Origin of the sequence: Pseudomonas sp. DY-1 (genome assembly GCF_003626975.1) — a bacterium.
Taxonomy (GTDB): Bacteria; Pseudomonadota; Gammaproteobacteria; order Pseudomonadales; family Pseudomonadaceae; genus Metapseudomonas.
Genome location: NZ_CP032616.1, coordinates 1,099,528 through 1,117,100 on the forward strand (window position 1 = coordinate 1,099,528; position 17,573 = coordinate 1,117,100).

Sequence of the window (17,573 nt, forward strand, 5' to 3'; positions counted from 1 at the left end):
GGGGGCACTTCATTGCCCTTGGTGAATGAATTCGCCTACACAACGGTAAGATCCCACCTCCGGCAGTATGGGGAAGCCATCCAAGGTCGGATTGTAATGCGCCGCGATTCCAGTACGCTGAATCCTACTCACCCGATAACTACAAGAAAGAGCCGTTTGATGCGTCACGATATCAGCTCGCTTCGCAAGTTCGTTTCTCCCGAGATCATTTTCGGCGCCGGTTGCCGGCACAATGTCGGCAATTACGCCAGTACCTTCGGCGCGCGCAAGGTGCTGGTGGTGTCCGACCCCGGCGTACAAGCCGCTGGCTGGGTCGCCGATGTGGAGGCCAGCCTCCAGGCGCAGGGCATCGATCATTGCCTCTACACCCAGGTATCGCCCAACCCCCGCGTGGAGGAGGTGATGGAAGGGGCCGACTACTACCGCACCATGGGTTGCAACGTGATTGTCGCCGTGGGCGGGGGCAGCCCCATGGATTGCGCCAAGGGCATTGGCATCGTGGTCGCCCATGGGCGCAGCATCCTCGAGTTCGAAGGGGTGGACACCCTGACCGTGCCCAGTCCCCCGCTTATCCTGATCCCGACCACCGCCGGCACCTCGGCCGACGTTTCGCAGTTCGTGATCATTTCCAACCAGCAGGAACGGATGAAGTTCTCCATCGTCAGCAAGGCGGTAGTGCCCGACGTGTCGCTGATCGACCCGGAAACGACCCTGAGCATGGACCCGTTCCTCTCTGCCTGTACCGGCATCGACGCCCTGGTTCATGCCATCGAGGCCTTCGTTTCCACGGGGCACGGCCCGCTCACCGACCCCCACGCGCTGGAAGCCATGCGCCTGATCAACGGCAACCTGGTGGCGATGATCGCCAATCCCCAGGACATCGCCCTGCGCGAGAAGATCATGCTCGGTAGCATGCAGGCCGGGCTGGCCTTCTCCAACGCGATCCTCGGCGCCGTGCATGCCATGTCCCACAGCTTGGGTGGCTTCCTCGACCTGCCACACGGCTTGTGCAACGCGGTGCTGGTCGAGCACGTGGTGGCCTTCAACTACAGTGCTGCGCCGGAACGCTTCAAGGTGATCGCCGAGACTTTCGGCATCGATTGCCGTGGCCTGACCCACAATCAGGTGCGCCAGCGCCTGGTGGAGCACCTGGTGACCCTGAAGCGCGCGGTGGGCTTCCATGAGACCCTCGGCCTGCAAGGTGTTGGCACTTCGGACATTCCGTTCCTTTCGCGCCACGCCATGCACGACCCTTGCATCCTCACCAACCCGCGCGAATCCAGCCAGCGGGATGTCGAGGTGGTGTATGCCGAGGCCCTCTGACGACCCACGCGAGGCGTTGACCGGGCTGCTAGGCCTGGGCAGTCACTCCGCGCGCAAGAGTCATTACCCAGAACTGCTGGCACGCCTGGAGGAGCTGGAAGCCGAGCGCAACCGCTACCAGACCCTCAATGACGAACTGGAGCAACGCGTGCTGGACCGCACCCGCGAACTCCAGGCGCTGAACGAGCAGTTGCGCGAGGCACGGGACGCGGCCGAAGCGGCCAACCTGAGCAAGGACAAGTACCTGGCCGCTGCCAGCCACGATCTGCTGCAACCGCTGAACGCTGCGCGCTTGCTGGTTTCCACCCTGCGCGAGCGCGACCTGCCGGCGTCCGAGCATCAGCTGGTGGAGCGCACCCACCAGGCGCTGGAAGGGGCTGAGGACCTGCTGACCGACCTGCTGGATATTTCCAAGCTGGACCAGGCCGCGATCAAGCCGGATGTGGATGTCTATCGACTGGACGAGGTGCTGGGCCCGTTGGCCTCGGAGTTCGAGAGCGTTGCCGAAGCCGCCGGGCTGGGGTTGCGCGTGCGCATTCCGCGCCTGTGCATCAGCACGGACTTTCGCCTGCTGACGCGTATCCTGCGCAACTTCCTCAGTAATGCCTGCCGCTACACAGTGCGCGGACGCGTCCTGATGGGCGCCCGTCGCCGTGGTGACCATTTGCGCCTGGAGGTCTGGGACAGTGGTCGCGGCATTCCGGAGGACAAACTGCAGGCGATCTTCCTGGAGTTCAATCAGCTGGACGTCGGTCGTGCAGCGGAACGCAAGGGCGTGGGCCTGGGCCTGGCGATAGTCGATCGGATTGCCAGCATGTTGGCGTATCGGGTTGAGGTGAAGTCGCACTTGGGGCGAGGCTCGGTGTTCAGTATTGAAGTGCCACTGGCCAGGTCGCAACCCGAGGCGAGAGCCCTCGGGGAGCCACGTTCCGTAACCGGCGATCCACTGCCCGGCCAGCGCCTGTTGGTGGTGGATAACGAACCCGACATTCTCGAAAGCATGTCGGCGCTGCTGGGGCAGTGGGGGTGCGAAGTGATGACCGCCACTGACCTGGCCACCGCCCAGCAAGTGCTGGAAGATCAGGCGCCGGACCTGATCCTGGTCGACTATCACCTCGACCACGGCATGGTCGGTTGCGATGTGATCCTGGCCCTTCGCCAGCGTTTCGAGCGGCAGGTCCCGGCGGTGATCATCACCGCTGACCGTAGCGACCAGTGCCGCCGCAAACTGCAGAAGCTCGGTGTGCCGCTGCTGAACAAACCGGTCAAGCCGGGCAAGCTGAGGGCGGTGATCAGCCAACTGATCGGCAATGCGGGCTGACGTGGTGGTGTATCCACCGAGTCCGTTGATCCACCTTTTTCGGCCAGAGGTGCTCGACGGTCTGTAAAAAAGCGGTGGATCAGATTCCGTGTGCTTGAATCAACCTTACCGGCGTAGCCACGCAACGAGTCCGATGAGACGCGATCATGATGATCGATCTTCGTCCGCTCCTGCGTTGAAGCCGCGCCCCGCGACAGCCCCTCGCCGAATGCCAACGATCGGCAGGGCAGACAACGCGCTCCCCGGAGTTCGCTGAGCAACCTGAGGCTACGGCCTCGAGCAGCAGGGGGTCAGATGATGCTTCTTATGCTGGACTGGGCGGCAACACAGGCTCGCCCGCGCTGGGGAAACTGCTGCGACGCCTGTGCGCAGCACAAGGTGGGCCCTGACTCTTCCAGGTTTCCCGCTCGTCCTTTCTCTGAATCGAGCGGCAGCTAGATGACCCGGCCGGCGGCAAGGTCGCGCTGGCAGTTCCTGAGTCTGGTGATGCCGTACTGGAACTCCAACGGGAAATGGAAGGCGCGCGGCTACACCCTGGCGTTGCTTGTGCTCACCCTGGCCCAGGTCGCATTGGTGATCTGCCTGAACTACTGGAACCGGGCGCTGTTCGACGCGCTGGAGGCCAGGTCGCTGAATCGCCTGATGGTCCAGATCGGTACCTTCGTGGTGATCCTGCTGCTGACCGTGGGCGTCACTGCGCTGCACATGCGGGTCAAGCGCTGGCTTCAGCTGGACTGGCGCAAATGGCTGACGGCCAGGGTTCTCGACAAGTGGATGGCGCACGGACATCACTACCAACTGCAATTGACCGAAGGGGAGCATGACAATCCAGACGGTCGCATCGCCGAAGACATTCACGTCTTTACCGAGAGCTCGATTTCCCTGACTCACTCGCTGGTTTACTCGCTGCTGATCTTCGGCAGCTTCGCCGACATCCTGCTGACGGTCACCGGCAGTGCCAACTTTCCCGGAACCGCGTTGATGGTGCCCGGCTACATGGTGATTCTGGCCGTCGCCTACGCCGGCGCCGGTACGATCTTCGGCATGCTCCTCGGCCGCCCGCTGATCAGGGCGACCAACAGGTTGCAGTCCGCGGAGGCTGATTTCCGCTTTGGCTTGGCTCACGCCCGGGAAAGCTCCGAGTCCATCGCGCTGATGCAAGGGGAAGCGGCCGAGCGCCAGCAATCTTCAGTGCATTTCGCCGAACTGGGTCAACGCTGGTATCGCCAGACCCGCGCCTATCTTGGAATCGTGTCGTTTTCCTCGGGCTACGGCGTGCTCTTGCCGGTATTCCCGATCCTGATCATGGCGCCCCAGTACGTCGCCGGAAGCATGACGTTGGGGGTGCTGATGCAGGCGGCGCAGGCATTCCAGCAGCTGACTTCGGCGCTGTCCTGGCCAATCGACAATCTTGCGGAACTGGCTCGATGCCGGGCATCGGCGGATCGCGTGATGAGCCTCTACAGCGACCTGGTGAGCCTGGAAGAGCAGGGCAACGAAGCGCAGGCGCACCGGATCAATCTGGCGCAGTCGCCGAAGACGGAAATGGTGCTGCGTGACCTGTGCATTTCCAACCCTGACGGACAGGTGCTGATCGAGGGGCTCAACGTCGTGATCCAGCGGGGAGAACGGGTGCTGATATCCGGCGATCCGACGATCACCATCGGCCTGTTCAAGGTCATGGCCGGCTTGTGGCCATGGGGGCATGGCGAGGTCTGGCTGCCGGCGGGGCCGGCCATGTGCTTCTTGCCGCAGCGCCCCTTCCTGCCCGTTGGAAGTCTGCGTGCGGCGCTCTGCTATCCGCATCCGGCCGAAACCTACGCCGTCAGCGCAATGCGCGCTGCCCTTGAATGCGCGGGGATCGCCTGGCTGGCAAAGCGCCTCGAAGACGTCGAGAACTGGCAGAGCGTGCTACCACTGCGCGCCCAGCAGCGATTGGGTATCGCCCGGCTGATCCTGCATCAGCCCGCCTGGGTGTTCATCGAGGAGGCCACCAGTGCCTTCGAGCCCCAGGGCGAGGAATACCTGATGGACATGCTGCATCGCGAACTGCCGGATACGACGTTGCTGGCCATCAGCTTCCAGGCCGGCCTGGAGCGCAACTACCAGCGCAAGTTGCTGCTCAATCACCTGCCGAACGACGCGGTGGTCGGCTATGGCACACCGCTGCGTGCACTACGAAAAAACTGACGGTAACCAACCGCGCTGGACGCATTCACGGAAGCACCAGGCCGGTGTGGTTTCCGTCTTGTAGCTCCAGAAGAACCAGCCTAGGTATTTTTCGAAGGTCAGTAGCTGGGCGGCGGCGTAGCCCCGATAGGCTACGTCCTGCTGGAAGCGGTCCATGTGCTCCAGCGCGTGGTTGAACGGCCCTTCGGCCCAGAGCGAAACCACTTTCAAGTCGAGCCCCAGGCTCCACTCGCCGCAGTACGCCGGAATGCCCAGCTGCTGGATGATCGCATCGGCTTCGGATTTCCACTGGCCGCTGGCCTTGTGCACATGGGTGTAGATGTCGCTGTCGATGTCGCCGCGCTCGAAACACTGGTAGCGGTGGATGTCGAAGACCACGTTGGCGAATTCCGGTGCCTGCATGAATCCCAGGTACTGCTCGAAGGGGCGGAAACCGTCGTGGAAGACCACGCTGACCTTATCCGCGCTGCAATGCCGGCGAATACGCTGGTACGCGTCGACGTTGTAGCCCTTGAGGTAATCGGTCGGCACATCCCAGCGCGGTTCGTTGAGGACTTCGATGGCATGCAGGGCCGGATGGTCGTGATAACGCTCGGCCAGGCGCTCCAGCACGCTCAGCGAATGGGCGCGGTACTCGTCCTGGGTGTGCCATTCGCAGATGTCCTTGATACCGCCATTGTCGAAGCCGTTCTGGCAGCCAGGGGCGGCATGCAGGTCAAGCACGATTCGCAGGCCGAATTCATCAGCCCAGGCGAAGGCCCGGTCAAGCACCTCGATGCCGCCTACGACGAAGGGGTGGCGGATTTCACCGTACTTGGAGTGGTAGGGGTAATCGGGCCCGAATATCCAGTGGCCGAGGGGGATTCGTACAGCATTGATGCCGTGCTCGTGCAGCCAGGCGAAGTCATCGCGGGTAACGAATGTTTCCCAGTGCCGCTTCAGTCTCTCCGGAGCTCGTGCGCCCATTTCGGCGCACCAGGTCGTTTCGTCGGTAGCCTCCAGCCCTTCGAACAGGCTGGGGGTCATCCATTTCTCCAGAACCAGCCAACCGCCCAGATTCACTCCGCGCAGTTTCTGGTGGGGATTGGCCTGAACGGAATTCTGCTGCGCCATGACTGCACTCCTTTGAACGGCAGGAACCGAGCTTCTGGAATTCTTGCGAATCGCCCTTGCAAGCCTAGGTCATGAGCGGGAGGCCGCCAGGCCCATTGGTGACGACAGCAAGGCGCACCCTGTCGGGAAGGCGCCTTAGCTGATCGTCTCGTAGGGCAGGCCGACGTAGTTTTCCGCGATGGTCTTGCGGCCCGCTTCGGAACCGACGTAGTAGTCCAGTTCGGTCTGCTGCATGCGGCGGCCGAAGGCGTCGGTTTCCGGGAAACGATGCAGCAGGGAAGTCATCCACCAGGAGAAACGCTCAGCCTTCCAGATGCGCCGCAGGCAGATGGCCGAATACTGCTCCAGCAGGTCAGTGCGGCCCTCGCCATAGACCTTCACCAGGATGCGGAACAGGGTGTTCACGTCGCTGGCCGCCAGGTTCAGGCCCTTGGCACCGGTGGGAGGAACGATGTGGGCGGCATCGCCGAGCAGGAACAGGTGGCCGTACTGCATGGGTTCCACCACGAAGCTGCGCAGCGGGGCGATGCTCTTCTCGATGGAAGGCCCGGTGACCAGTTTCGCCGCGGTCTGCTCGGGTAGACGGCTCTTCAACTCGTCCCAGAAGCGCTCGTCGCTCCAGTCTTCGACCTTTTCCTCGGCAGACACCTGCACGTAGTAGCGGGTGCGGGTGGGCGAACGCATGCTGCACAGGGCGAAGCCGCGTTCATGGTTGGCGTAGATCAGCTCGTCATGCACCGGCGGGGTATCGGCCAGCACACCCAGCCAACCGAAGGGATAGACGCGTTCGAACTCCTTGAGCACGCCAGCGGGAATGGATTTGCGCGATACGCCGTGGAAACCGTCGCACCCGGCGATGTAGTCGCAGTCAAGGCGTACGGTTTGGCCGTCCTGCTCGAAGGTGACGCAGGGTGCGGCGGACTTCAGGTCATGGGGCAGGACGTTGGCAGCATTGTAGAAACTGCGCGCACCGCAGGCTTGGCGGGCTTCCATCAGGTCACGGGTGACCTCGGTCTGGCCGTAGATCATCACGCTCTTGCCGCCGGTGAGGCTCTTGAGATCGATGTGTTCGCGACGACCGTCGAAGGCCAGCTCGAAGCCGTCATGCACCAGGCCATCACGGTCCATACGCTCATTGACACCCGCTTCGCGCAGCAGATCGACCATGCCCTGTTCCAGCACACCGGCGCGGATGCGGCCGAGGACATAGTCCGGGCTCTGGCGTTCGATAATGACGTTGTCGATACCGGCGTTGTGCAGCAACTGGCCGAGGAGAAGGCCGGAGGGGCCGGCGCCGATGATGGCGACCTGAGTCTTCATTGTTGTTGTCCTCTCGAAGGGTTCCGGGGGGCCGGCGCAACGCAGTCGCGGCTCACCTCGTGTTGTGGTTGGCCTGTATTTTTTGTGGATGAGCATCCGCTTTGAAGGCAATATCCAACGGCATTCCTGGATTTTTCGTGGATTCATGTCGTTGGAGGTTCGATGATCGAACAGACCCATTCCCCCGTACCGGTCTTCAAGCTCTATGGCGAGACGTCCGCCTGGCCGACGCCGGACTTGATCCACTGGGAGTCGATCGAGTCGCGCAGCCGCCTGCACGAATGGGAGATCAAGCCGCACCAGCATGGCGACCTGGTGCAATTGCTCTATGTGCGTTCTGGCCGTGCGGAGTTGGAAGTGGAGGGGCAGGTGAACCGGGTCGACTGCGCTTCGCTGCAGGTGGTGCCGGCCCTCTGCGTACACGGTTTCCGCTTTTCCAATGACGTCGATGGCCACGTGCTGACCCTCGCGCTGCCACTGGTGGAGCAGGTGGCGGGGCTGCTCGACAGCAATGCGTTGCTGACTCCGGCCTGCTTCGCCGCCGGCGACAGCCAGCCCTACCTGGACACCTTGTTCGAAGCCATCAGCCGCGAATACGCCCAACACGCGCCGGGACGGGAGCTGATGCTGCAGTCGTTGATCAGTGTGCTGCTGGTGTGGATCGGCCGCTGCTCATTGGCCCGGTCCCAGTCAGAAGCTCAATATCAGGACCGGGGGCGGCTGCACTTGCAGGAGTTCACCCGGTTGTTGGAGAAACACTTCCGCGAGCATCTGCCCATTGAGCATTACGCGCAGCGCCTGGGGATCAGCGCTGCCCACCTGAATGCCCTGTGCCGGCGCCTGGCCGGACAGTCCGCGCTGCAGATGATCAACCAGCGGCTGTTGCTGGAGGCCAAGCGCTGCCTGGTGTACACGGCGATGACCATCATCCAGGTGTCGGACAGCCTGGGATTCTCCGAGCCGGCTTACTTCTCCCGATTCTTCAAGCGCGGAACGGGGCAGTCGCCGAAGGAATTCCGCATTTCCCGTTGAAGCTTTTTGTAGGAGCGAGCTTGCTCGCGAAAGGCTCTTCTCTGGGCTGTTCGCGAGCAAGCTCGCTCCTACGGATATGGGGCGCCGGGGCATTTCAACCCTGGTACCGCCGCGCTATCAGGTGATCGATGGACAACACCCCCGGCCCCTGGCTGACCAACAACAACAGGCTGGCGGCCCAGACGCCGTGGGTAGGGTAGGCGTCGGGATAGACGAAGGTCTGGATCACCAGGGTCATGCCCAGCAAGGCCAGGGCGGAAAAGCGCGTGGCCAGACCGAGCAAAATCAACAGAGGGAAAAAGTGCTCCGCGAATGCCGCCATGTGGGCAGCCAGTTCAGGTGAGAGAAAGGGCAGGTGGTACTCGTCGGTGAACAGTGGCACTGCGGATGCGGAGAGATGCGGGATGCCCAGCTCGAAGGTGCCGTCCACCAGGTCGATAACCAGGCCCTCTATCTTGGTCTGCCCGGATTTCCAGAAGATCGCGGCAATGGAGAAGCGCGCGACGAAGGCCACAAGGCTGTAGGGAATTCGCTTGCACAGTTCGATGGCCTGGACTACCAGCTTGGCCGGCAGGTGGCTGTAGTGGATCTGGATGGTGGCGTTCATGGCATCTGACTCCCGCAGTGGAGGGTGAACCGCGTAATGGCTCCGCCTGCCAGCAGGCAGGCGAGGGTGGAACCGAGGTCGAAATCGGTGTCGACGGTCAGCGCGGCGCCCACGGCCGAACCGAGTGGGCTGCCCGCGCGCAGGGCCTGGATGAAGACCGTTGCACCGGAGCTGATACGGCTGACTTCCACCTCCAGGCCATTGCGCAGTACCAGGGCGCATTCGGGCTGAGCGGGATCGACTGCAGTCAGTTCGAGCAAGCCCTGGTGGGCGGCCCAGAGCGAGGCGATGGCGAAGTCGGAGCCGATTACCGCCACCGACGGGTGCAGCCAGAGTTGCATGCCGGGCAGGAGCTGCGGATCGGCCAGGACGGCGGCAAGGCCGGCGCTGTCCAGCGGTGGCAGGTCAGCGGCGTGGTAGGCATGCACCTGGGCCAATTCCAGCCGTGCCACGTCAGCGAGGTAAGGCAGTCCGGCAGCCGGTGGGAAAGTTGCGATGAAGGCGGGAAAATCCTCGCCGTAGTAAGCCAGCAGGGGGGAGCGCGGTGGCGCAGCTTGTACATGCAGGCGCGCCATCCCGGTAAAGAACTCGTTCCCCACCAGTTGCTTCACCACCGGGAATGTGTCCGCCAGCGCGTTGATCAGCGAGGCCAGAACGTTGTTTCGATAAACCGCGAAACGCCGCATCGGATCGGAGCCGTTCCATGTTGCAAGGCCGGGCGGACAGTCTGGATCAGGAGCGAGCAGCGCAGTGGCGAAGGCATCGACGTTCATGCCGTCTGCTCCTGTCTCAGCCGCTGCTCGGCACGATCGGCCTCGCGGACCAGAACGTCCAGGGCGGGAATGTCGTTATCCCGCTCGATCAGCGTCGGCAACGGGCCGAGACGCTCCAGGGTTTCGTCATAGAGGGCCCAGACTGCGTCATCTACCGCCGATCCATGATGGTCGATCAGCAGGCGCGCACCGGCGGCATCGCAATCCTCGGCGAATCCCGCCAAGTGGATTTCGCCAACCGCATGCAAGGGCAGGGCATTCAGGTAGGTGCGCACATCGCGGTTGTGGTTGATGCACGACACGTAGGCATTGTTCAGGTCCAGCAGCAGGCCGCAGCCCGTGCGTTTCACGACCTCGCTGATGAACTCGGCTTCTTCCAGACTGGAGTCGCTGAACTCCAGGTAGGTAGCCGGGTTCTCCAGCAGCATCGGTCGTTGCAGATGGTCCTGGACCTGGTCGATGTGCGCGCAGACTCTTGCCAGGCTGTCCTGGTCGTAGGTCAGTGGCAGCAAGTCGTTGAGAAAGTAGTCGCCATGGGTCGACCAGGCGAGGTGCTCGGAGAATGACGCTGGTTCATAGCGCCGGAGCAGCGTGGCCAGGCGATCGAGATGGGCCGTGTCGAGGGGCTGGCTGGCGCCGATGGACAGGCCGACACCGTGGATGGAGAGGGGGTAATCCTCTCGGATCAACCCCAGGTAATGGTGGAAAGGGCCGCCTTCCACCATGTAGTTCTCTGCGTGGATTTCAACGAAGCCGAGGGCCGGGCGGGCATCGAGCAAGTCCCGGTGGTGCTGGGACTTCAGCCCGATTCCGGCCCGCGCCGGCAATCGACCGGCAAGAGCCAGGAGCAGTGAGCACGGAGTCATGGCGCGAGCTCCTGCCGGTTATGGTCAGCTCTTTTTCTCTTCCTTGAAGGCTTGCAGCTGGCCATGTCCGGTGGGCGAAGTGGGGGACGCGGTCTTCTCGCAGGTGCCTGCCGGGACGTACTTCCAGGCGTTGCCCTGGTAGTCCATCTTCGCGGTACCTGCGCAGGAAGTGCCGGCGCCGGCAGCGCAGTCGTTCTTGCCTTTCATGGAGACGCCGAAGCACTTCTCGTTGTCGGCGGCCTGGGCGCTCACAGGCGCCATGGCCAGGCCAAGAGCGGTGCTCAGGGCAAGGGCGAGGCCGGTTGCGGATACGACACTGGCAGTCGGGGTTTTCATGGTTGTTCTCTCCGTTTCTGATGGGTCGATCGGGGCGTAGTGCCCAAGGGGGGCGGGGCATTCCCGGTTGCCCGGGCGCTGGAAGCTCCGCCTTCGAAACAGGAGACAGGGAGCGAGAATCGGCGTTACATCCCAGGATAGGTTTTTTCGTCAGTCGTTTCCCAGGCGGCGTAACGCACCCGTCGTCAGGCGGGTGCGGTTGCGCGCTGATAGGCCGTCGCCACCATCGCTGTATCGACATGGTTGATGGTAGCGATGATGCGCTCGGCGTCACATAGGGCCGGTGCCATGGTCCAGCGGTTGGTGCGGTCGTTGCCGATACGGAGCATGCCGATATGGCTGGTGAGATCGTCGTCCACCTCAGGCACGGGATCGTAAAAACCCAGGCCGTAGCGTAGGCGACGGATATCCGCTTCCTTGCCGGTGAGGAACAGCCAGCCGGGGCGTGCACCCTGGCGTTCGGCGTAGTCCTTGAGGACCTCGGTGGTGTCCAGCGCAGGCTGCAGGCTGATGGAGTAGAGGAATACGTCGCGGCCCAGGCGTTCGCCGAGCAGGGACTGGAGCCTGCGCAGGTTGGCGATCATCGCCGGGCAGCTGCCTTCGCATTGGACGTACATCATGTTGATCGCCACCACTTTGCCGCGCACCAGGTCGCTGTAGAAACGAAACTGGCGGCCGTCATGGGCTTGCACGGGAACATCAGGGAAGCGGCTTTCGGCCTGGCGCGTCGTTGATGGTGACTTCGGCGCAAGGCCGTAACCCAGGGTGCCGCCAACGGCGGCCAGACCCAGCCCGCCGATTACCATGCGTCGAGTGTTCATGCGCGGCCTCCCGGAAGCGGCGCTTGATTGCGCGCCATGCCGCTGCCGCTGTTGGGCGACGGCCCGCTGGTGTCCAGTTCGATATCCCAGCGAGCCATCATGGCGTGGTCTTCGTGGATCAGGTTGTGGCAATGAATGGGGTACTTGCCGAGGAAGTCACGAAAGCGCAGGAATACCCGTACCGTCATATCCTCACCAATCACGAAGACATCCTTGCGTCCCTGTTCGTGGAGCGGTACCGGCACGGCACGGCCGAGCACCGTCTTGCTGATGATGCGACCTTCCTCGAAGTGAATGTGGATGGGGTGGTCCCAACCATCCTCGGGGTTGACCAGCTCCCACACTTCGGCGCTGCCCTGGCGTATACGTGCGTTGACCTGGTTGGGGTCGAAGAAGCGCTCGTTGATGGACCACAAGCCCTTGTCGCGGTCGAACACCCAGCGTCGAATCGGTGCCGCGGCGATCTCCTCGGCAGTGAGTGGGCGCAGGTCGCGGAGCCGATCGGGCACCTGGCTGATATCGGCTTCGGGGGGCATGCGGTCGACGATGAGCTTGAGCACCCGCACACCGGGTTCGCGAACGTCCTTGGGCTGTCGGGTGTCTTCAGGCTTGTGCGTGAGGCGGTTGACCAGGTAGAGCTCGGTTCCCAGCGGGTAGACGGAGAAGTCCACCACGATGTCGCCGCGCTCCGCCACACCCAGGCGGACCCGCGTCTGGTTGCGCAGCGGTGCCGGAAGCAGGTTGCCGTCGTTGGCGATGTAGGTGAAGCGCTGGTCGCGGCCACGGCGATCCACCAGATAGAACTCGTAGAAGCGGCTCGGGCCACTGTTGAGCAGACGCAGGCGGTATTTGCGCGCGGCGACCCGGAGGACGGGTTCGATGATGCCGTTGACGGTGATCTTGTCGCCCAGCACGCCTTCCGGGCTGACCTGGTCCCAGAACAGGGTGCCGTTGGGCGCGAAGCGCTTGTCGCCAAAGTCCAGTGGATAGTCATACGGATGACTGGGAAGGCGCAGCGCCGATGGGTTGGGATCGTGCTCGTCGCCGGAATCGACGTCATCGAACAACAGGTAGAAACCGAGCAGGCCCTTGTAGACGTTTGGCGCGGTGAAATCCATGGTGTGGTCGTGATAGAAGAGCGTGCCCAGGGCCTCGCGCGGGTCGCCGATACCATTCTGGAACTCATCGAAGCCGGCGTAGATGTTGCCGTACAGGTGGTCGAGGAACTCCCCCGGAGCGGACAGCGTCGGACCTGCCTTTGTCGCGCTGTAGAAGTCACCGGGGAAACCGTCGCTTTCCGATCCGGTGTGGGCGTTGTGCAGGTGGGTGGCAATTTCCGGTGAACCGAATCCCTGGTGGTCGGGCGGCAAGCCATTGCGGATACGCACGACTATGGGCTCGCCGTAGCGCGCGAAGATCACCGGCCCTGGTGTCATCGGTTCCGCTTCGTTGCCCTGGAAGCCCCATATCGGCTGACGTGGGTAGGCGTCATTGAACAGCCATTCCGGGTTCTCCCGTGCCGACAGTTCGTAGGTGACCCTGAAGGCCAGTTCGGCCCAGCGCTGATGCGCCGCCCGGCCGGCCTCTCCGGCTGCGGCGTTGGCCCGCTCGGTGGGTGCGGGAGTCAGGAGCACGGGGGCCAGCGGGGTGATCCGTTCCGCCAGTTCGAGGGTCCAGGGAATGGTGGGCGGACTGGGCGGGATGACTGGAAGGACCTCTTCCTCTTCGTCGTCCTTGCCGAGGCTTCCCAGCGGGTGCCCGATGAGGGGGGCGGCCACTGCCGCTGAGGCTAACTTGAGGAAGGTTCTGCGGGAATCGGCGGACGTGAGTTGGATGGGGTAGGGCCTGTTCATGAGACGCCTCCTCCCCCAGGGGATTCTTGTTGCTCAGGGGCTGGAAATACCGATGTGCTTCGTGCCGTAAGGGAGTGTTGGGGGTTCCGTCATGCTTCTGGAATTCCAATGACGATATCACTATGAAATTGCTGTCAGTCAAAATAATGACAACTGGCTGGGCAGCCTTCGTGAACTGCGTTTCACTGCGCTTCGTCGCGTCTCTGGCCCTCCTGTCAAAGCCAGTATGGCGGCGTCTTGACTCCTGCCCCCCGGTTACGAAACTCAGGCGGCAGGGGCCGAAAAATATCGATACGCCAACAACCGCCCCTGAACCAGCAATCCTGGCAACGATGACAATTGCTTCGGCTAGGGGAGGCAGTCATGTGTCATTCAGTGGAAGTCAGTGGGCTCTTCACCGTCGAAGGATGTCGGCAACTCATCAATTACCCGGATGCCGATGCCGCATTGCCCATCCATGACCCACAACGTGGCGTGGTGTGGATTCCGTGGGGGCGTCGAAGCCAGGAATACGGAGAACTCCCGGCCACTGGCTGGCTACAGGGGGAGGGCTCGCTGCCGGAAGGCTGGGACCGCTTCAGCCCTGCCACGGTATTGGCGCGGGTGGCGCGCTTCATGGAGATGACCCACGACGGCGAACCCCGATGGTTCGATGTGGAAGACGGCAAATCGCTGCAGTGCTTGCTGCTGCGCCATGGTCACGAGCAGCGGGTGTACGTGGTCACCACTCAATCGCCGGATGAACTACACCGCAGTTGGCCGCTGACGCGTGGCTACAGGGGAAAAGCGCGAGTGGCGCTGCAATCGGCGTGACACCTTGGCCTCTGCTTGAGCTATCGCGAATCACCCGATCGTCATTGGCGCGATTTCAATGACGAAGTGGTCCACCACCCATTCTCTTTTTGTGAATACTTTCTTCTTGATTATTCGTTTTACGTGAATCGGTCGCTGCCTTAACGTCGCCGCATGATTGATCGCGAGCCCTGACCGGCTCTCACGTAGAACGAGGACAACATGACTCAGCCCGTCGCCATCTCCCGCAACCCTGCCACCGGCGAAGAAATTGCCCGTTATCCCTACCAGGATGCCGCCGCCCTGGAAGCCAGCCTGGCGTCTGCCCAGCGCGGGTTCGAGGTCTGGAGCCAGTCCAGCGTGGCAGAGCGCAGCGCGGCGCTGCTGCGCATGGCCAAGGCGCTGCGTGCCAACGCCGAAACCATGGCGCGGATGACCACCACTGAAATGGGCATGCCGATCAGCCAGTCCCGTGGCGAGATCGAGAAGTGCGCCAAGCTTTGCGAGTGGTACGCCGAGCATGGTCCCGCAATGGTGGCCGACGAGCCGACCCTGGTGGAGGACGACAAGGCTGTGGTCGCTTATCTGCCGTTGGGGCCGGTGCTGGCCGTGATGCCCTGGAACTTCCCCGTGTGGCAAGTGATGCGCGGCGCAGTGCCGATCATTTTCGGCGGCAACACGTATGTGCTCAAGCACGCACCCAACGTAATGGGCTGCGCTCGCCTGCTGGGCAACGCCTGGGCCGAGGCTGGCCTGCCGGAAGGTGTGTTCGAGGTGATCAATGTCGAGCCGCCGCTGGTCTCCGTGGCCATCGCCGACCCGCGCATTGCCATGGTGGCGGTGACAGGTAGCGTGGGCGCCGGTGCCGCCATCGCCTCCCAGGCCGGTGCGGCGCTGAAGAAGTGCGTGCTGGAGTTGGGCGGTTCCGATCCCTTCATCGTCCTGGCCGACGCCGACCTGGACCAGGCCGTGAAAGCCGCGGTCTCCAGCCGTTTCAACAATGCCGGGCAGGTGTGCATCGCGGCCAAGCGCATCATCCTCGAAGCGCCTATCGCCGAAGCCTTCACCGAGCGTTTCGTGGCGGCGGTCAAGGCGCTGCAGATCGGTGATCCGCAAGCCGATTCCACCTTCGTCGGCCCCATGGCCCGCTTCGACCTACGCGATGAACTCGATGGCCAGGTGCAGGCGACCCTGGCCGAGGGCGCGACCCTGCTGCTCGGTGGCCACAAGTTGGAAGGCGAAGGCAACTTCTACGCACCGACCATCCTGGCTGACGTGACCCCGGACATGACTGCATTCCGCAAGGAAATCTTCGGCCCTGTGGCGTCCCTGATCGTCGCCCGCGATGCCGAGCATGCGGTCGAGCTGGCCAACGACAGCGAGTTCGGCCTGGGTGGTGCGCTCTGGACTACCGATGCCGCAAAGGCGCAGAAGCTGGCCCGTCGTATCGTCAGCGGCGCCGTATTCATCAACGGCTTCACCGCCTCCGACCCGCGCGTGCCGATCGGTGGCGTGAAGAAAAGCGGTTACGGTCGCGAACTGTCCCACTTCGGCCTGCGCGAGTTCCTCAATGTGCAGACCATCTGGCGCGATCGTCGCTGACAGTTGGCGTTCAATGAGAAAGGGGCTGCCAAGTGCAGCCCCTTTCTCAATTTGTACGTGGGAAACTACATCCTTGGGTCGTGGTTTTCTGTAGGAGCGAGCTTGCTCGCGAAGGATCGTGCTCAAGCTGTTCGCAAGCAAGCTCGCTCCTGCCAGTCCTTAGTCCACAAAGGAGGTTATCCAACCTCCCTATGCAATCTGCTCCAGGATGTCCCGCACCCGATCCAGTGCCGGGTCGATGTCCAGGGTCTCGATGCCTCCGTAGCCGAGCATCAGGCCACTGCGCGGCGGCAGTTGGTAGGAGAAGGCGGCCAGTTGATAGAGGCCGACGTCCACCTTGCGGGCCAGTTCCACCAGCAGCGGCATGTCCACCGGCACCTTCGCCAGCACTGCGAGGTGGAACCCTGCCACCGAAGGCACCAGCTCGAACCAGCGCGCCAGGTCGCCCTTGAAACGCTCGTGGATGCGCTCGCGCCGGCTGGTGTAGAGGATGTGGCTGCGGCGGATATGCTTGAGCAGGCAGCCTTCATCGATGAACTTGGCCAGGGTCCACTGGGTCAAGGTGGAGCAGTGGCAGTCAGCGAGCTGCTTGGCGGCGGTAACGGCAGCGATCAGTGCCGGCGGCAGGATGCAGTAGCCCAGGCGAAGCTCGGGCTGCAAGGATTTGGAGAAGGTGCCGACGTAGGCCACCACGCCTTGGCTGTCCAGGCTCTGCAGGGTTTCTGTGGGGCGGCCTTCGTAGCGGAACTCGCAGTCGTAGTCATCCTCGATGATCACCGCGCCGATACGCAGGGCTTTCTCCAGCAGCGCTTCGCGCCGGGCCTGGCTCATGGGCATGCCGAGGGGGAACTGGTGCGACGGGGTCACGTAGATCAACCGCACATGCTCGGGGATGGCGTCGACGCAGATGCCTTCCGCATCCACCGGAATGCCAATTACCTCGGCGCCCTGGGCAGCGAACAACTGGCGTGCCGGCGGGTAGCCGGGGTCCTCCACGGCCACGCTGCACCCCGGCTCGATCAGCACACGGGCGAGCAGGTCCAACGCTTGCTGCGCGCCATTGCACACCACGACATCTTCGGCGTTGCAGCGCACGCCGCGGGAAAAGGCCACATGGCGCGCAATGGCATCGCGCAGGGCGGGCAAGCCGGCTGTTTCGCTGTAGAGGCCCCGAGATTTCGCCGTCTGGCGCAGGGCATGCTGGGTGCAGCGGCGCCAATCGTCCTGGGGGAACTGGTTGCGGGTGGTCGCGCCACCGATGAAGTCGTAGCGCAACATCGCGTCGGGGGATGGATGGCGCAGGCTGGTAGAGATATTGCGCCACCGGGAAATGATCGCCGCGCTGGCCAGCGATTCGTGCCCCTGCTTGCGTCCCTGTCCGGCGGACTGGGCATTGACGAAGGTGCCCGAGCCAACCTTGCCGGTGAGCAGGTTGTCGTAGGTAAGCAGGGCATAAGTATCGGACACCGTCTTGCGCGAGATGCCGAGCTGCTCGGCCAGCAAGCGGCTGGGTGGCAGCCGGGTTCCCGCCTTCAGGCGGCCGGACTCGATGGCTTCGCGTAACTGGCGATACAGCTGACCGGACAGGTCCTTGCTGCCCTGGATGACGATGTGGAGTTCCATA

General features: G+C 63.1%; 15 protein-coding genes. 6 read left to right on the forward strand and 9 right to left on the reverse strand.

Annotated elements, in window-relative coordinates; genetic code table 11:
• The first annotated feature begins 159 nt into the window (after positions 1-159).
• From ercA to D6Z43_RS05455, 3 genes are all read left to right on the forward strand, one after another.
• Positions 160-1,323, forward strand: a complete 1,164-nt coding sequence (ercA, locus tag D6Z43_RS05445; RefSeq protein ID WP_120650975.1) for an alcohol dehydrogenase-like regulatory protein ErcA — start codon at positions 160-162, stop codon at positions 1,321-1,323.
• The gene (locus D6Z43_RS05450) at positions 1,307-2,644 is read left to right on the forward strand and encodes a hybrid sensor histidine kinase/response regulator (RefSeq protein WP_120650976.1); all 1,338 of its coding nucleotides are present in this window, start codon (positions 1,307-1,309) and stop codon (positions 2,642-2,644) included. The genes ercA and D6Z43_RS05450 overlap by 17 nt, the downstream gene beginning before the upstream one ends.
• Positions 2,645-3,082: 438 nt before the next feature.
• Complete coding sequence (locus D6Z43_RS05455) at positions 3,083-4,834, forward strand: ABC transporter ATP-binding protein/permease (protein WP_120650977.1); 1,752 nt, start codon at positions 3,083-3,085, stop codon at positions 4,832-4,834.
• On the opposite strand, the gene D6Z43_RS05460 is transcribed toward D6Z43_RS05455, so the two are convergent.
• Positions 4,820-5,947 (reverse strand): glycoside hydrolase family 5 protein, encoded by a 1,128-nt coding sequence (locus D6Z43_RS05460; protein WP_120650978.1) that lies wholly within the window; start codon positions 5,945-5,947, stop codon positions 4,820-4,822. The genes D6Z43_RS05455 and D6Z43_RS05460 overlap by 15 nt on opposite strands.
• 135 nt (positions 5,948-6,082) lie before the next feature.
• Positions 6,083-7,267 carry a 4-hydroxybenzoate 3-monooxygenase gene (gene pobA, locus D6Z43_RS05465; protein ID WP_120650979.1) on the reverse strand — a complete coding sequence of 395 codons (1,185 nt, stop codon included), beginning with the start codon at positions 7,265-7,267 and terminating at the stop codon, positions 6,083-6,085.
• A gap of 162 nt (positions 7,268-7,429) precedes the next feature.
• On the opposite strand from pobA, the gene D6Z43_RS05470 reads away from it, so the two are divergent.
• Entirely contained in the window at positions 7,430-8,299 is an 870-nt protein-coding gene (locus tag D6Z43_RS05470) for a helix-turn-helix domain-containing protein (RefSeq protein ID WP_120650980.1), read from the forward strand.
• 94 nt (positions 8,300-8,393) lie between these two features.
• Here D6Z43_RS05470 and D6Z43_RS05475 read toward each other — a convergent pair whose 3' ends face one another.
• The 6 genes from D6Z43_RS05475 to D6Z43_RS05500 form a co-directional block, all read right to left on the reverse strand.
• Positions 8,394-8,906 (reverse strand): DoxX family protein, encoded by a 513-nt coding sequence (locus D6Z43_RS05475; protein WP_120650981.1) that lies wholly within the window; start codon positions 8,904-8,906, stop codon positions 8,394-8,396.
• On the reverse strand, positions 8,903-9,679 hold the full coding sequence (locus D6Z43_RS05480; RefSeq protein ID WP_120650982.1) for a DUF2063 domain-containing protein: 777 nt from the start codon (positions 9,677-9,679) through the stop codon (positions 8,903-8,905). The genes D6Z43_RS05475 and D6Z43_RS05480 overlap by 4 nt, the downstream gene beginning before the upstream one ends.
• Complete coding sequence (locus D6Z43_RS05485) at positions 9,676-10,545, reverse strand: DUF692 domain-containing protein (protein ID WP_120650983.1); 870 nt, start codon at positions 10,543-10,545, stop codon at positions 9,676-9,678. Before D6Z43_RS05485 ends, D6Z43_RS05480 begins: the two co-directional genes overlap by 4 nt.
• Positions 10,546-10,569: 24 nt before the next feature.
• Positions 10,570-10,881, reverse strand: a complete 312-nt coding sequence (locus D6Z43_RS05490; RefSeq protein WP_120650984.1) for a DUF2282 domain-containing protein — start codon at positions 10,879-10,881, stop codon at positions 10,570-10,572.
• A 185-nt stretch (positions 10,882-11,066) separates the two neighbouring features.
• Complete coding sequence (locus D6Z43_RS05495; RefSeq protein WP_120650985.1) at positions 11,067-11,702, reverse strand: SCO family protein; 636 nt, start codon at positions 11,700-11,702, stop codon at positions 11,067-11,069.
• The gene (locus D6Z43_RS05500; protein WP_120650986.1) at positions 11,699-13,555 is read right to left on the reverse strand and encodes a multicopper oxidase family protein; all 1,857 of its coding nucleotides are present in this window, start codon (positions 13,553-13,555) and stop codon (positions 11,699-11,701) included. The genes D6Z43_RS05495 and D6Z43_RS05500 overlap by 4 nt, the downstream gene beginning before the upstream one ends.
• Before the next feature lie 363 nt (positions 13,556-13,918).
• Here D6Z43_RS05500 and D6Z43_RS05505 point away from each other — a divergent pair, with 363 nt between their 5' ends.
• Both D6Z43_RS05505 and D6Z43_RS05510 read left to right on the forward strand, forming a co-directional pair.
• Positions 13,919-14,368, forward strand: coding sequence for a hypothetical protein (locus D6Z43_RS05505; protein ID WP_120650987.1), 450 nt, complete (start codon positions 13,919-13,921; stop codon positions 14,366-14,368).
• Between the two features lie 201 nt (positions 14,369-14,569).
• Positions 14,570-15,949 (forward strand): aldehyde dehydrogenase family protein, encoded by a 1,380-nt coding sequence (locus tag D6Z43_RS05510; RefSeq protein WP_120650988.1) that lies wholly within the window; start codon positions 14,570-14,572, stop codon positions 15,947-15,949.
• Positions 15,950-16,138: 189 nt separating this feature from the next.
• On the opposite strand, the gene D6Z43_RS05515 is transcribed toward D6Z43_RS05510, so the two are convergent.
• Positions 16,139-17,572, reverse strand: a complete 1,434-nt coding sequence (locus tag D6Z43_RS05515) for a PLP-dependent aminotransferase family protein (RefSeq protein WP_120650989.1) — start codon at positions 17,570-17,572, stop codon at positions 16,139-16,141.
• Position 17,573 lies beyond the last annotated feature (1 nt).

What these genes read in the sequence shown, in the direction of transcription:
- ercA (WP_120650975.1), top strand. Translation starts at nt 160, where the DNA reads ATGCGTCACGATATCAGCTCGCTTCGCAAGTTCGTTTCTCCCGAGATC.
- D6Z43_RS05450 (WP_120650976.1), top strand. Translation starts at nt 1,307, where the DNA reads ATGCCGAGGCCCTCTGACGACCCACGCGAGGCGTTGACCGGGCTGCTA.
- D6Z43_RS05455 (WP_120650977.1), top strand. Translation starts at nt 3,083, where the DNA reads ATGACCCGGCCGGCGGCAAGGTCGCGCTGGCAGTTCCTGAGTCTGGTG.
- D6Z43_RS05460 (WP_120650978.1), bottom strand. Translation starts at nt 5,947, where the DNA reads ATGGCGCAGCAGAATTCCGTTCAGGCCAATCCCCACCAGAAACTGCGC.
- pobA (WP_120650979.1), bottom strand. Translation starts at nt 7,267, where the DNA reads ATGAAGACTCAGGTCGCCATCATCGGCGCCGGCCCCTCCGGCCTTCTC.
- D6Z43_RS05470 (WP_120650980.1), top strand. Translation starts at nt 7,430, where the DNA reads ATGATCGAACAGACCCATTCCCCCGTACCGGTCTTCAAGCTCTATGGC.
- D6Z43_RS05475 (WP_120650981.1), bottom strand. Translation starts at nt 8,906, where the DNA reads ATGAACGCCACCATCCAGATCCACTACAGCCACCTGCCGGCCAAGCTG.
- D6Z43_RS05480 (WP_120650982.1), bottom strand. Translation starts at nt 9,679, where the DNA reads ATGAACGTCGATGCCTTCGCCACTGCGCTGCTCGCTCCTGATCCAGAC.
- D6Z43_RS05485 (WP_120650983.1), bottom strand. Translation starts at nt 10,545, where the DNA reads ATGACTCCGTGCTCACTGCTCCTGGCTCTTGCCGGTCGATTGCCGGCG.
- D6Z43_RS05490 (WP_120650984.1), bottom strand. Translation starts at nt 10,881, where the DNA reads ATGAAAACCCCGACTGCCAGTGTCGTATCCGCAACCGGCCTCGCCCTT.
- D6Z43_RS05495 (WP_120650985.1), bottom strand. Translation starts at nt 11,702, where the DNA reads ATGAACACTCGACGCATGGTAATCGGCGGGCTGGGTCTGGCCGCCGTT.
- D6Z43_RS05500 (WP_120650986.1), bottom strand. Translation starts at nt 13,555, where the DNA reads ATGAACAGGCCCTACCCCATCCAACTCACGTCCGCCGATTCCCGCAGA.
- D6Z43_RS05505 (WP_120650987.1), top strand. Translation starts at nt 13,919, where the DNA reads ATGTGTCATTCAGTGGAAGTCAGTGGGCTCTTCACCGTCGAAGGATGT.
- D6Z43_RS05510 (WP_120650988.1), top strand. Translation starts at nt 14,570, where the DNA reads ATGACTCAGCCCGTCGCCATCTCCCGCAACCCTGCCACCGGCGAAGAA.
- D6Z43_RS05515 (WP_120650989.1), bottom strand. Translation starts at nt 17,572, where the DNA reads ATGGAACTCCACATCGTCATCCAGGGCAGCAAGGACCTGTCCGGTCAG.